The organism is Nonomuraea sp. NPDC050663, assembly GCF_044456985.1.
Lineage (GTDB): Bacteria > Actinomycetota > Actinomycetes > Streptosporangiales > Streptosporangiaceae > Nonomuraea.
In genome coordinates this window covers 710,262-722,556 of sequence record NZ_JBITGL010000003.1, presented here as the reverse complement: position 1 = coordinate 722,556, position 12,295 = coordinate 710,262, and the positions used below count along the sequence as shown (strand labels likewise).

Annotated in this window: 13 protein-coding genes and 2 pseudogenes; 8 read left to right on the top strand and 7 right to left on the bottom strand. The window is 69.1% G+C overall.

Going from position 1 to position 12,295, the window contains the following annotated elements; all coding sequences use genetic code 11:
- The first annotated feature begins 24 nt into the window (after positions 1–24).
- From ACIBH1_RS12225 to ACIBH1_RS12205, 5 genes are all read left to right on the top strand, one after another.
- A complete protein-coding gene (locus ACIBH1_RS12225; protein ID WP_397313737.1) occupies positions 25–1,275 on the top strand; it encodes a sensor histidine kinase in 1,251 nt (416 codons plus the stop codon).
- Positions 1,272–1,949 carry a response regulator gene (locus ACIBH1_RS12220; protein WP_397313736.1) on the top strand — a complete coding sequence of 226 codons (678 nt, stop codon included), beginning with the start codon at positions 1,272–1,274 and terminating at the stop codon, positions 1,947–1,949. The genes ACIBH1_RS12225 and ACIBH1_RS12220 overlap by 4 nt, the downstream gene beginning before the upstream one ends.
- A gap of 144 nt (positions 1,950–2,093) precedes the next feature.
- Entirely contained in the window at positions 2,094–2,519 is a 426-nt protein-coding gene (locus tag ACIBH1_RS12215; RefSeq protein ID WP_397313938.1) for a Tn3 family transposase, read from the top strand.
- A gap of 348 nt (positions 2,520–2,867) precedes the next feature.
- Complete coding sequence (locus ACIBH1_RS12210; protein WP_397313735.1) at positions 2,868–3,275, top strand: SgcJ/EcaC family oxidoreductase; 408 nt, start codon at positions 2,868–2,870, stop codon at positions 3,273–3,275.
- A gap of 82 nt (positions 3,276–3,357) precedes the next feature.
- Entirely contained in the window at positions 3,358–4,359 is a 1,002-nt protein-coding gene (locus tag ACIBH1_RS12205) for a sigma-70 family RNA polymerase sigma factor (RefSeq protein ID WP_397313734.1), read from the top strand.
- 19 nt (positions 4,360–4,378) lie between these two features.
- Here the strand turns inward: ACIBH1_RS12205 and ACIBH1_RS12200 are convergent, their stop codons facing one another.
- Positions 4,379–4,594, bottom strand: coding sequence for a hypothetical protein (locus ACIBH1_RS12200; RefSeq protein ID WP_397313733.1), 216 nt, complete (start codon positions 4,592–4,594; stop codon positions 4,379–4,381).
- A gap of 1,324 nt (positions 4,595–5,918) precedes the next feature.
- On the opposite strand from ACIBH1_RS12200, the gene ACIBH1_RS12195 reads away from it, so the two are divergent.
- The gene (locus ACIBH1_RS12195; protein ID WP_397313732.1) at positions 5,919–6,095 is read left to right on the top strand and encodes a hypothetical protein; all 177 of its coding nucleotides are present in this window, start codon (positions 5,919–5,921) and stop codon (positions 6,093–6,095) included.
- 172 nt (positions 6,096–6,267) lie between these two features.
- On the opposite strand, the gene ACIBH1_RS12190 is transcribed toward ACIBH1_RS12195, so the two are convergent.
- From ACIBH1_RS12190 to ACIBH1_RS12180, 3 genes are all read right to left on the bottom strand, one after another.
- On the bottom strand, positions 6,268–6,573 hold the full coding sequence (locus ACIBH1_RS12190) for a transposase (RefSeq protein WP_397313731.1): 306 nt from the start codon (positions 6,571–6,573) through the stop codon (positions 6,268–6,270).
- A 54-nt stretch (positions 6,574–6,627) separates the two neighbouring features.
- Positions 6,628–6,834, bottom strand: a complete 207-nt coding sequence (locus ACIBH1_RS12185) for an ImmA/IrrE family metallo-endopeptidase (RefSeq protein WP_397313730.1) — start codon at positions 6,832–6,834, stop codon at positions 6,628–6,630.
- Positions 6,835–6,899: 65 nt separating this feature from the next.
- Positions 6,900–7,373, bottom strand: coding sequence for a DUF1579 family protein (locus ACIBH1_RS12180; protein WP_397313729.1), 474 nt, complete (start codon positions 7,371–7,373; stop codon positions 6,900–6,902).
- Here ACIBH1_RS12180 and ACIBH1_RS12175 point away from each other — a divergent pair.
- Positions 7,372–7,674: pseudogene (locus ACIBH1_RS12175) on the top strand (response regulator transcription factor); the annotation flags it as partial. The gene ACIBH1_RS12180 and the pseudogene ACIBH1_RS12175 sit on opposite strands and share 2 nt — an antisense overlap.
- 1,590 nt (positions 7,675–9,264) lie before the next feature.
- Here the strand turns inward: ACIBH1_RS12175 and ACIBH1_RS12170 are convergent.
- The 3 genes and pseudogenes from ACIBH1_RS12170 to ACIBH1_RS12160 form a co-directional block, all read right to left on the bottom strand.
- Positions 9,265–10,749, bottom strand: a complete 1,485-nt coding sequence (locus ACIBH1_RS12170; protein ID WP_397313937.1) for an FAD-dependent monooxygenase — start codon at positions 10,747–10,749, stop codon at positions 9,265–9,267.
- A gap of 20 nt (positions 10,750–10,769) precedes the next feature.
- A pseudogene (locus ACIBH1_RS12165) lies at positions 10,770–10,943 on the bottom strand (FAD-dependent monooxygenase); the annotation flags it as partial.
- Positions 10,944–11,005: 62 nt separating this feature from the next.
- The gene (locus ACIBH1_RS12160; RefSeq protein WP_397313728.1) at positions 11,006–11,140 is read right to left on the bottom strand and encodes a hypothetical protein; all 135 of its coding nucleotides are present in this window, start codon (positions 11,138–11,140) and stop codon (positions 11,006–11,008) included.
- Between the two features lie 288 nt (positions 11,141–11,428).
- Here ACIBH1_RS12160 and ACIBH1_RS12155 point away from each other — a divergent pair, with 288 nt between their 5' ends.
- Positions 11,429–12,178 carry a hypothetical protein gene (locus tag ACIBH1_RS12155; protein WP_397313727.1) on the top strand — a complete coding sequence of 250 codons (750 nt, stop codon included), beginning with the start codon at positions 11,429–11,431 and terminating at the stop codon, positions 12,176–12,178.
- The last annotated feature ends 117 nt before the right edge of the window (positions 12,179–12,295 follow it).

Here is a 12,295-nt window from a genome sequence, read left to right as displayed (position 1 = left end):
TGGGACATACAGGACAATGCTCGGGTGGTAGCACGATGGCTGACTCTCGCGCGTCCCGACCAGCGGCGTCCTCCTCCGTCCAAGCGGGCGCTCGTGGCCGACCTGCTGGTGGCGCTCGCCCTGACCGCCCTGGCGGTGACGGCGACCGCCTCCACCCCGGACGGCGCGCACAAGGTCCCGCTGGCCGAGTCCTTGCAGCTGCAACCCGTGATCCCTTCGCCTGCCGTCGACGCGCACCCTGTCGTGCCCACGCCGGAACCGTCGCAGGTCCTGCTCGTGTTGCTGGTGATCGCGACCACCCTGCCGCTGGCGGCGAGGCGGCTCAGCCCGCTCGGCGCCTTCTGGGTGGTGCTGCTCGCCGCACTGGCCACGCACGACGACGCGACCTGGATCACCGTGCTGGCATGTGCGATCGCCGCCTACAGCGCGATGGCGCACAGCCGGCACGTGACCTGGGCGACAGCCGGGCTCGCGATGGCGGCCGTGCTGGCGGGCGTGGCCTTCCACGACTCCGTCGGCAGCCTGCCGAACTGGCTGGGCCCCTTCACCGTCCTGCTGAGCGCCGGCGTCGTGGCCGGCACGGTCCGCCTGTGGCGGCGACGGCTGGACGAAGCCGGCCGCGCCCAGGAAGAGGCCACGCGCCGGGCCGTAGAACGGGAGCGCTCCCGGATCGCGCGCGAGTTGCACGACATCGTCACCCACAACGTGAACGTGATGGTGATCCAGGCCGGAGCCGCACGCAAAGTGATGGACGCGGCGCCGGAACGGTCGAAGCAGGCCATGCTCGCGGTCGAGGCCAGCGGCCGGGCGGCCATGGCGGAGCTTCGACACGTCATGGGCCTGCTCGCCGGCGAACCTGCGGAGAGTCCCGACGACGGGCTGCAGCCGCAACCCGGGCTCGACCAACTCGACTCACTGATCGACCGGGTGCGCGCGACCGGCGTACCGATCCAGGCAGACGTGGCGCAGCCCCCCTGCGCACTGCCGCCAGGGGTGGAAATGGCCGCCTATCGCGTGGTGCAGGAGGCCCTGACCAACACCATGAAGCACGGGAACGGCGCGACGGCATCCGTCGCCATCCGCTACCCCGGGCAGTGGATGGAGATCGAGATCGCCGACACCGGCGGAACACCCACACCGCGAGCAGCAGCCGGACAGGGCCGGGGCCTGGCCGGACTACGGGAAAGACTGGCCATCTACGGCGGCAGCCTGCGCGCCGGGCCCGCCGGGGACGGCTATCTAGTCGCGGCGCGCCTGCCATGGAGCACGACGTGAGCGAGCCCCTGCGCGTGGTCATCGCCGACGACCAGGCCCTCGTACGCAGCGGATTCGGCATGATCCTCACCGCCGACGGCATCGAGGTGACGGCCGAGGCGGCCAACGGCGCCCAAGCCGTCGCCGCCGTCCGGCGAACCGCCCCCGACGTGGTCCTGATGGACATCCGCATGCCCGAAATGGACGGAATCGAGGCCACCCGGCGGATCGTCGCGGCCGACGCGCCCAACACGCGCGTCCTCATCCTGACCACCTACGACCTCGACCAGTACGTCTACGCCGCCCTGACCGCAGGCGCCAGCGGCTTCCTGCTCAAGGACGTCACCCCCGAGCAACTCGTGGCGGCCGTCCGGGTGGTACGCGCAGGCAACGCCCTGCTCTCCCCCACCGTCACCCGCCGCCTGGTCGAACGCTTCGCCCGCCCCGACGAGGCGATCCACCGCGACCTGTCCGACCTGACCCCTCGCGAGCTGGAGGTGCTGCGCCTGATGGCCACCGGGCTGAGCAACGCCGAACTCGCCGACCGGCTGGTCCTCAGCCCGGCCACGGTCAAGACCCACGTCGCCCGCATCCTGGGCAAGCTGAACCTCCGCGACCGCGTCCAGGCGGTGGTGCTCGCCTACGAGGTCGGACTGGTCACCCCACGCTCGACCGGCCTTCCCGACCACGCCTGAGGGGATCGACAGCTCGCAGGGGCTTCGTCTCCCGAAGCCGGCTGGAAACGGAGCGGGCTTCCTACGAGCTGTGCGTGATCGTGTCACTGCAGGACGCGCTGCGCCGCCGTGAGATCTACGTCGCCGGCGCCCGCAGCCGGCGCAATCCCGAGGAAGACCTCCCGGCCGATTTCGAGGACAACCACTGAGAAGACCTGCGCCGGCCGCTGGACGCCACGGTGTTCATCGAGACCTCGAAGGTGGCGATGCGCGCCTGGAGGGAAGTGTGCGGGGACTGCGGTTCGGCACACCTGCAGGGCCATCGAAGAACTCGGCAAGGCGGCCAAGAGCATCTTCGTCGCCGAGGACGTCGCCGCCCCGGAGCTGCGCCGGGAGATCCACGATGGCCCGCAGATCGTGGAGAACTGGAACTCGGCCAACACCGACCCGTTCTACGGCCGCGCCGGCACCCCGCGCCAGCGCCCCTCAACCCCGCCTGGGCGCAGCCTGTCACCTCTGTTCTGGCCCAACGCCACCCTCTACGGACGGACCGACATCGCCATGGACCGCCGTCTCGGCCTCGCCGCTTAAGCCCCCACCGTGACCTACATATGCAGGCAGAGCGGCGGTACCCGACGGGGCCGTGTCGTCGCCGCTCTGTCGTGGTGTAAATCAGGCGATGGGCTGCCCGACCAGATCGGTCTCGATGCCAGGACACCCAGGGCCTCCTTCCCCGGCCTGTAGATGCGGCGGATGTTTTCGGCGAACTGCGGGTCGCGGGGACTGGCCGGGTTCAACCTGCCGTGTCTGCGCCGTGTCTGTCGCACCGCTGACGCGCGGGGCGAGAATTTCTCCCGCGCCGCGATGAGTCCGCACCTCCCCGCCGGTATGTACGGCCGAGCTCGACGAATGACGAGCCGATCACAAGGGAGAGTCCCGATGTCAGATATCCGTACCGACGACGTGGCCGCCATCCAAGCCGTGCTGACCGACTCCTACAAGGCGTGGGCGGAGGGCGACGCCGAGGGCATGGTCGCCGGCTACACCGCCGACGCGACCGCCATCATGACCGGCTCGTTGCGTGACGGCCGTGAGGTGATCCGCCAGCAGATGGCCCAGGGCTTCGCGGGGCCGCTCAAGGGCAGTTCCACCTACAACAAGCAGCTCAGCATCCGCTTTGTCGGTAGGGACGGCGCGATCGTCATCAGCGAGTCGGGCATCCTGTTCGCCGGCGAGAGCGGGATTCCTGAGGACGGCCGCAAGGTGAACGCGACTTGGGTCCTGGAGAAACGCGATGGCCGGTGGCTGATCGCGGCCTATCACAACAGCCCGGTGCTGGCCCAATAGGACGAGGGGCCCCGCCGGGGGCCTCTCGCCGAACCCAGGCACTAAGCTTTCCGGTCCACCAACAGCGGATAAAGGGCATGGCGTGACGACGGGTGAAGAGGGCTTCGACCGTTTGGTCGAACCGTTCCGTACGGAACTGCTGGCGTACTGCTACCGGATGCTCGGCTCGGCCCACGACGCGGAGGACCTGGTCCAGGACACTTACCTGCGGGCATGGCGGGCGCGCGAGCAGTACGACGAAACCCGCAGTTCTCTGCGCACCTGGCTGTACCGGATCGCGACGAACGTCTGCCTGACCGCCCTGGAGGCCCGGGGGCGCAGGCCGCTGCCCGCAGGCACGGTGGCCGCGGCCGACCCGCTCGGTCCCCTCGTCCGGGGGGAGCACGCCGCTTGGCTCCAGCCTTTTCCCGACTCCGCGCTGGCCGCCGGCGATCCGGCCGGGACCGTGATCGAGCGCAGCAGCCTGCGCCTCGCCTTCGCCGCCGCGCTCCAGCACCTGTCGGCGCGGCAGCGCGGCGCGCTGATCCTGCGTGAGGTGCTCGGCTTCTCCAGTGCCGAGACGGCGCAGGTACTCGGCACATCCGTGGCGTCGGTCAACAGTTCCTTGCAGCGGGCGCGTAGCAGGATGAAGGAGGTCGGCGCCCGGCAGGAGTGGGTCAGCGAGCCGGCCGCGGCCGAGCAGCGCGCCTGGGTCGAGCGCTACATGCAGGCCTTCGAGCTGTCCGACGTCGAGGGCCTCAAGAGGCTGCTGACCGAGGACGTCATCATGGAGATGCCGCCGATGCTCAACTGGTTCGCAGGTCGCGGCAACTACGGACGGTTCATGGAGTGGGTCTTCGCGGCGGCAGGGAAGGACTGGCACCTCCAGGAGGTCACGGCCAACGGCGGCCAGCCCGGGTTCGCCGCCTACGTGCGATCCGGGGAGGGGTACGTGCTGCACACGCTGCAGATCTTCACCGTCACCTGCGCGGGCATCGCCAGAAACTCCGTGTTCCAAGACCCCGAGGTCTTCGCGACCTTCGGCCTGCCGACCAGCCTCGACTCCCACGGGCGCCCCCAGAAGCCGGGGACGCTCAGTCGGTGATCGCGGTGTGAGACGTGCTTCAGAAGCTGACGTTTGGTATCCGCACGAAACCCTGTTCCTCACCGTCGCCCTCCGCACTCATGCGCTGCCCCTCTCGGACATGCCCCGCGCTCCCCGGCAGGTTGTGGAAGCTCTCGCCATCAAACGAGCCGCGTTGCCCCCATGCGACGAGCCAGACGGACGGGCCCAGCTGATCCCCCACCCGGACCTGCTGTACGCGCTCGGCCTCGGCCATCTCCCCCGCCGCCGCTCCACCATCAACCGCTGCGAAGCGCCATGATGCCCCACTCGCACGACGCCCCATCCGTCGCACCTGATCACCTCACGGCCCTAGACCTCGGCCCCGCATCCGCCGAACTCCTCGACCGCATCCTCCGAGCGCGTTCACCCAGCGCCTGGCCCGCCCGCGAGCCCGAGCCCAACACGCCAGGAGGCGTGGAGATCACACCAGTCTCCGACCGGAGGAGCCTCACCATCGCGTGGCTGAGCAGACATCGCCCCAACAGCCGCCCAGCCTGTCTGGCCGTACTCGCGTCCTGGCTAAAATTCATCGGCAAAGACATCGACGACGCCCTCGACGTCGACGCGCAATGGGTGGAGATATGGCTTGACCACACGACCCCGCACTCACTACACGAACTCCTACCGCCGCCACAGGCCCTCACCCGCAACCTCAGGATTCTCCGGTCGTGGTACACACACCTGGTCCGGCACGGGGCCTGCCAGGTCAACCCCACAGTCCGCGTCCGTGCCCCCGGCCGCCCACCCTCATCACGCCCAGCGGCCCTGCCCTGCGCTGCCAGCGCGGTCCTGGTCGAGTTGTCGCGGGAAGAGGCCGAACATTTCGGCTCCGAGCGAGCCTGGCGCGACCACTGCCTCCTCGCCGGCTCTTCCACACCTCGTTACCTGCCGCCACCCTGGCACGGCTCTGCTTCACCGACGTAGTCGGCCTGCGCGGCCTCGGCACCATCAGTATCTGGACAGGTGAGCTAAGACCAGCCCACACACTCACCGACCTGCCAGATGCTGTCGCTCTGCCCCTACGCACCTACTTTCGGCTACGGGCCGCGCGGCAGAACATCCCAGCCTTCCAGCTCCCCGCCGGGCCCAGCTTCTGCACCGTGCCTCCTGCCGGTGAGCAGCCCTCGCCCGACCTGCCGATGTCCGCCCAAGGCATCGGCCTGGTCGTCAAGTCCTGCACGGCACGAGCAGGGCTGCCCGCTCTGACCCGAGTGACTCCCCGGCCACCCGATGCCTCCACTGGGGAACTGGCCACACTCCACGTGCAGGTAGCCAGCGAAGGCCCCGATGCGAGCCCCACTACCAGTGCCAGCGACCCTGCCAGGTCGAGATCGTCGATGTCCAGCGACAGGATCTCGTAGGCGCAGGGGAAGGCGGACGATGCCTAAATCTGGCGGCGTGAAACTGCGTCTGGCGTCGATCGGCCCCGGGACCGCATCCGCCTGGTGGTCGGGTCGCTGGTGAGCCGTTCCTGACGGGGCGCGGATCTCGAGCTGGAGCTGCTGCGGCAGGCGCCCAAGCGGCAGTCGGGCACGGAGATGGCCAAGGCGCTCAAGCGGGTCGACGACATCGCGGCGTTCCGGATGGGGCGGGTGCGAGTGGACAAGGTGCCGGTGCGGCGGATGAAGACGCTGGCCAAGTACGGGGCGGGCACCAAGGCGCCGCTGCTGGCCCGCCTGAACGAGCCGCGTAAAATGGCCACGATGCTGGGGTGACCCGGTCGTTGGAGGCCGAGGCGATCGACGACGCGCTGGACCTGTTCGCACTACTGATCTCCATCCGGTTGATCTCGCCGGCGCGGCGCAAGTCGACGGGCGAGCGGCTGGCGATCCAGCCGAAGCTGGAGAGGGCCGCCCTGCTTCTCCGCCTCGATGAACGGATGCGCGCTCACCGGGTCTCCTGTGCGAAGAAAGCCGTCGCTCGCTTGAGCACGTCGACGTCCTGGCGAAGACGCTGGTTCTCTCGCCGCAGCGCCTCCAGTTCCTGCCGCTCGCCGCTGGTGAGCCCGTCCCGCTGGCCGACATCCACTTCGGCCTGACGCACCCACAGTCGCACCGCGGTCTCGGTCAGGTCGAAGTCCTTGGCCACCTGCCCGACCGAGCGGTCACCGCGCTGGCACAACTCGACAAGCTCGGCTTTGAACTCCGGCGTGAACGAGCGGCGAGGACGAGGCTTCTTCCCCATGCTCTCCATGATGGACATCCTTTCGGGGACAAGCCCCTGATCTCGGATGTCAGTCAAACCGGATCAAGCCCAGTCCGGTGTGGCCATGTCGATGCGGACACGGTCTGTGTGGAGGAGGAGGTGGGCGATCTCGTGGAAGAACGTGAACCACAGGTGGGCGCCGGACTGATGGCACAGACTAAGAATGATGATCTTGAGCTCTGATCTTCTCAGGGTCGCGCCGCTCGCCGCGCCTTCGGGAGCCTCGCACGGCGTTTCGTTGCGCCTCACCAGCGTCAGAACACTGGATGGCGGTTACCCGGGCCGTACTGACCCGCTGACGCCACCCGGAACCGTCAGGCCCTGGTGAGGATGTAGGTCATGATCGGTGCCCACTCGTCGTCGCCGATCTGCACGAGCGACTCGACGGTGATGCTGCCGTCCTGGCCTGGGGTCCTGACGATGCGGGCGGGCCCGGTCACCACCAGCGCCTCACCCTCGAAGCCGCCGTGATACTTGCTGGCGTCGTGGTCGTAGGGGCCCAGGCTGTTGAAGAAATGCGTGCGGTAGCGGGCGGTGCCGGGCTCGTAGTCAAGGAACTCGTAGCCGGTGTCGACCACGCTGACGCCGCCCGCCTCGAACGTGCTCTGCCAGCGGTGCACCAGGAAGAAGCCGCCCTCCATCCATTCGAACGTCTCGCTGCCGGTGATCGGCACGGATGGGCCCATCGGCCCCTCGACGGTGGAGCCGGTCAGGTTCCAGGTGCCGAGGAGGAAGTCCAGGCGGCGCAGGGCGGGGTCGGGGACCGGCATCTCGAAGTTCTCGGACATGTGCTGCTCCTTCTGCTCTGTTGTGATGGCTCAAGCCTCCCGCTCCGGGCCACTTGGTCGCATCGGTGGTGACCACTTGGCCACCACGCGCTCACCACGTGCCGGGCAGGAAGATGTCGGCCATCATGGAGCGATGGATTCCGTCGAGGTGTCCGCTCGCGAGGCGGAGGTCCTGGCCCTGCTCGGCCTGCGGCTGTCGAATGCGCAGATGGCAGGCCGCCTGCACGTCTCCGTACGCACGGTGGAAGGCCACGTCTCCTCCCTTCTGCGCAAGTACGGCGTCGCGGACCGCAAGGCGCTGGCCGAACTGGCCGCCACTGTCAGCGACGGCTCCCCGCCCTCGGTCGGCCGGCTGAGCGGCCTGCCACGGGCGCGCACCAGCTTCGTCGGCAGGGCGGCGGAACACGCGGCGATCGAGGCCGCGCTGGACAAGGAGAGCCTTGTCACCCTGCTGGGACCCGGCGGAGCCGGCAAGACCCGGCTGGCAGCGGCAGTCGCGGAAGCGGCCGGGCCGGCCTTCCCTTTCGGCGGCGCCTTCGTCGATCTGGTCCCGGTCGGTGCCGCGACCATCGGCCAGAGCGTGGCAGCGGCGCTGGGGGTGACGGAGAAGCCGAGGCAACCGCTGGCCGACGCTATCGCGGAGCGGCTCGGCCGGGGCCGTTCGCTCCTGGTCCTGGACAACTGCGAACACCTGCTCGACGCCGTCGCCGAATTCGTCGAGACGACCCTGGTGGCCTGCCCCGCCGCCACCATCCTGGCCACCAGCCGCGAACGTCTCGGTGTTGCGGGCGAACGCGTCGTCTCCGTCGGTCCCCTACCTCTGAGCACCGACCCCGACGCGCTCTCCTCCGGCCGCAGTGCAGGAGTTTCGGACGCTGAGCGCCTCTTCCGCGATCGGGCGCTGGCGGTCGCGCCGGACTTCGCCGCAGCGCCGCAGGTCGTGACCGATCTGTGCGCCAGGCTGGACGGGTTGCCGCTGGCGATCGAGCTGGCCGCCGCGCGATGCGCCTCGCTCGGGGCCGCGGGGCTGCTCACCGGGCTGGGCGACTACCTGCGGCTGCTCGCCGGTGGCCGGGGCGCCGCCGTACGGCATCGCTCGCTACGAGCGGTCATCGACTGGAGCCATGAGCTGCTGGACGGGGAGGAGCAGACGCTGTTTCGCAGGTTGAGCGTGTTCGCCGGCGGGTTCACGCTGGACGCCGCGGTTGCGGTGAGCGCAGTCGGGGACCGCGCCGTCGTGGCTGACGTCCTTGGCCGCCTCGTCGACAAGAACCTGGTCGTGCACCGGCAGGGGGAGCGGAGCACCTGGCGGCTGCTGGAGACCATTCGCGCCTTCGCCGCCGACCGGCTCGAGGCCGAAGGAGAGCACACAGAGGTACGGCGCCGCCACCTCGGCTGGGCACTCGTCACCGCCACGGCTTTGGAATCCCGCCTGGGCAGTATCGGGACGAGCGTGGAAGACTTCGAGCACAGCGGTTGGCGCGACGACTTCGACCTCGTCGCCGCCGACCTGCGCACGGCCCACTCCGCCTGCCCCGCCCCTGCTGTGCCCGCCCACCGGCTGGCTCGCTCCTTCGGCCGCCTCACCTACGCACGGCGTTTCCTGACCGAGGCGCGCGAGTGGTTCGAGCGGGCAGCCGCGCAGGCGCCCACCCCAGGGGAAGCGGCCAGCGACCTGAGCAGCGCCGCCGACTGCGCGCTGGTGTCCACCTTCTCCGGATACCCGGCCTTCGATCTGCTCCTGGCTTCCGCTGACCAGGCCCGCGCCGCCGCCGACAGGGATGCCGAGGCGATCGCGCTGGCGCGTGCGGTGGAGATGGCCACTCGATTCCCCGCCGGATTCCCCGGCGATATCCCCCATGAGCGCCTCGGCGCCCTGCTGGACCGCGCCCTAGAGGCGGGCGACCCGGACGATCCGCTGGTAGGGGCACACCTGTCCCGCGCCGCCGCCTGGAACGCGAACGCCCACAAGCTCACCCCCGACCCGATACTGGCCGAAAAGGCCGTCGCCGCCGCGCGCGTCACCGGTGACCCGGTGCTCCTCAGCGCCAGCCTTGACGCGCTGACCGGCGCCGAGGCCAGGGCAGGTCGCTGGCGTGCGGCCAACCGGCTGAGCGGCGAGCGGATCGCACTGCTCTCGGCGATGAATCGCCACGACCCGGCCGCCGCTGTGGAGATCGTGGACACGCTCGGGGCGGCATACGTCGATGCCGTCGAAGCGGGCGACCTGCCCACCGCGGCCGCCGTGACCGCTCTGATCGATGCCGACGACCTGACCCGAACGCACTCCTACGTGTCGGCGAGCAGGCTCGTGCAGGTGCTGGTCCTGACGGGTGACTTCCGAGGTGCGCTGGCGCAGGCGGGGCCGATGTGGGCGGGATGGGAGCGGGCGGGTCGGCCCGCCGCGTGGTGGCTGCTGCCCGCGGTGGCCGGGGTCGCTCTGGTGCACGGCCTGCGCGCTGAGCCGCACGAATACCGGAAGTGGCGCTCTCGCCTGGCGGAGGTCGCCGCCGTCCACGACGGTACCGATGGGTCCCGCTACGCCTCGATCACCGCCTTCGTCGAGGCCAGAACGGCCATCCACCACCATCTTCCCGGCCAAGGGGGTGAGGTTGAGGAGCAGGTGGGCAGAGCGTTCGCCGAGTTGCCCAGAGGCCGCTACCTCGCCTATGCCCGTGCCGCCGGAGCGGAACTGGCGGTCGTCGCCGGCCTGCCCAGCGCCCAGGAGCGCCTGGAAGAGGCGGCAACGGCCGCGCGGGAGAACGACTGGGCGGCCGCCTGCCTCGCCCGAGCCCACGGCCGCCTCCACGCTGACCTTGACGCACTGCGGGAGCCCGTCACCTGTTGGGAACGCGTCGGCGCCCGCTTCGAACGCGCCTGCACCCTTCTCCTGCTCCCCGGTCGCCCAAACCGAAGGCCGTACCGAGCTCGCGGCGCTCCTGTGACCCCGGCGGCACGCACTCACGCTCACCATGGTGGCGGCCTCCACCGAGCAGGTGAGCCACCTGGAGCTGGTCCAGCTGCAATACGAGGAAGAGCGTCTCGTATACCGTCCGATCTCGTTCGCCCGACCCAGCCGTGCTGGAACAGCTCGATCGCGGAAAGACTTCCCCTTCGCGCCCCACGGCGCGAGGGCAGCACACTCTCGAAGCCTGGAGTTGCGCCCGTCGGCCGCGACGACCAGGCGTGCCTTCAGCAGCCTGCGCTCATCGCCTTGGCCGTAGGAGACGCCGATGACGCGCCCATCCCCATCGCGCAACAGCGCGTTGACCAGGCAGCGTAGGCGCAGCTCGAAGCCGGAGTAAGCGGAGGCCTTGCGCGCGAGGTAGGGCAGGAAGGCAGCTTGGGGATCAACGCGTAGTAGGGGTACCGACAACTGGCACGGCGGTAATCGGCCAGTCCGAGCGTGTTCAGGTAGTCCAGGACGGCTGGGGCGATCGAGTCGCCGCGGAAGCGTCGATCGAAGCCGCCGTGTGACTCCAGCACCGCCACCGATGCCCCGCCGCGGGCGAGCAAGTAGGCGAGCATCATGCCGCCCGGGCCACCCCCGACCACCGCGAAGTCCACCATGGTTTCCTCCCGTAGGCCCTCCCACGATGGTCTCCGTTCTGAAAGTGCCCGGTGGATGCACCTCAGCGGTGTCGGCCGTGCAGGTTGTGCAGTTCGCCGTCTTTGAGCTGGCGTACAACCACGTCGACAAGCAGAATCCCCATGCCGGCCACGATGAACGCGCCGAACACGAGGATCACAAAAAAACCGGCGTTCATTGAAACCTCCCCGTTCTCGTTTCATCTGTTCTTCGGGGAGGTCAGACCGGCTGGACGGCGAAGTTTGTCCACGCCTTCGTAGATCTGCTGGGTCGACCGGGGACGGTGCGTGGAGGACGTCGGCGAGCTTCGGGGACAAACCGTCGCTCTCCTCGGCTCCACTCGGTGATCAACTGACCATGATCTGAAGGTGGGTTCGGGCCACCTCATGAGTCTGGATGCGCCAAGAGCGATCAGATTGTGTGCAGAGTACCCGCGCTGAGGACGCTAGAGAAGAAGCGCCGACCGATGTCCTTGGTCAGATTGGAGTGTACCGCTGATCATTCCCGAAGCCGGGCGAGGACCTGCGGGCTCAGGTGGATAGCGAGTTCCTCCAGCAGCGCGTGGACCTCGGCGATCCGGCACCGCAAGAAGTCGGCCAAGCTCACCCTCACCGAACTCGACGCCGCGATCGGCGCGTTCCTCACCGGCACCTACAACAACCGCGTCCACGGCGAGACCAGCTTGGCACCCCAGGCCCGCTGGGAGGCAGGCGGGTTCTTGCCCATGGATGCCCGAGTCCCTCGAACAACTCGACCTGTTGCTGCTCACCGTTGCGAAATCCCGCAAGATCCACACCGACGGAATTCAGTTCGAGTCGGTGCGCTTCCTCTACCCCGTCCTGGCCCACTATGTAGCGCGCAGACCACCATCCGCTACGACCCACGCGACATCGCAGAAATCCGCGTCTACCTGCGCGGCTCCACCGGCGACGAGGAATACCTCTGCCGGGCGATCTGCCCAGAGCTGTCCGATCAGACCGTCAGCCTCAAAGACATCACCGCCGCCCGCAACGCCCGCCGGAAGGAACAGCGCGGAACGCTCAAGGGCCGCACCGCCGTCGTCGACCGCCTCATCGCCGCCCACACTCCTGAACCGCCCGGACTGGCGCTGGAGTCCCCATATCCTCTCGACCCAGCCCAGCCCAGCGGAGGAGATCTCGGAGAAAAGGCACCAAAACCGGCATCCTCCCAGCTCAAGGGCTATCTCAACGAGTAGCGATCACCGCGCCGGGATAGGACCTTGCTCGTGGCTGAACCTTCCTCCCCAGATGAGCCCGGCAAGGCCGAACCCAACTCCCCATGTCCCGCAGAACTGTCGGCAGAACCGGCCCGC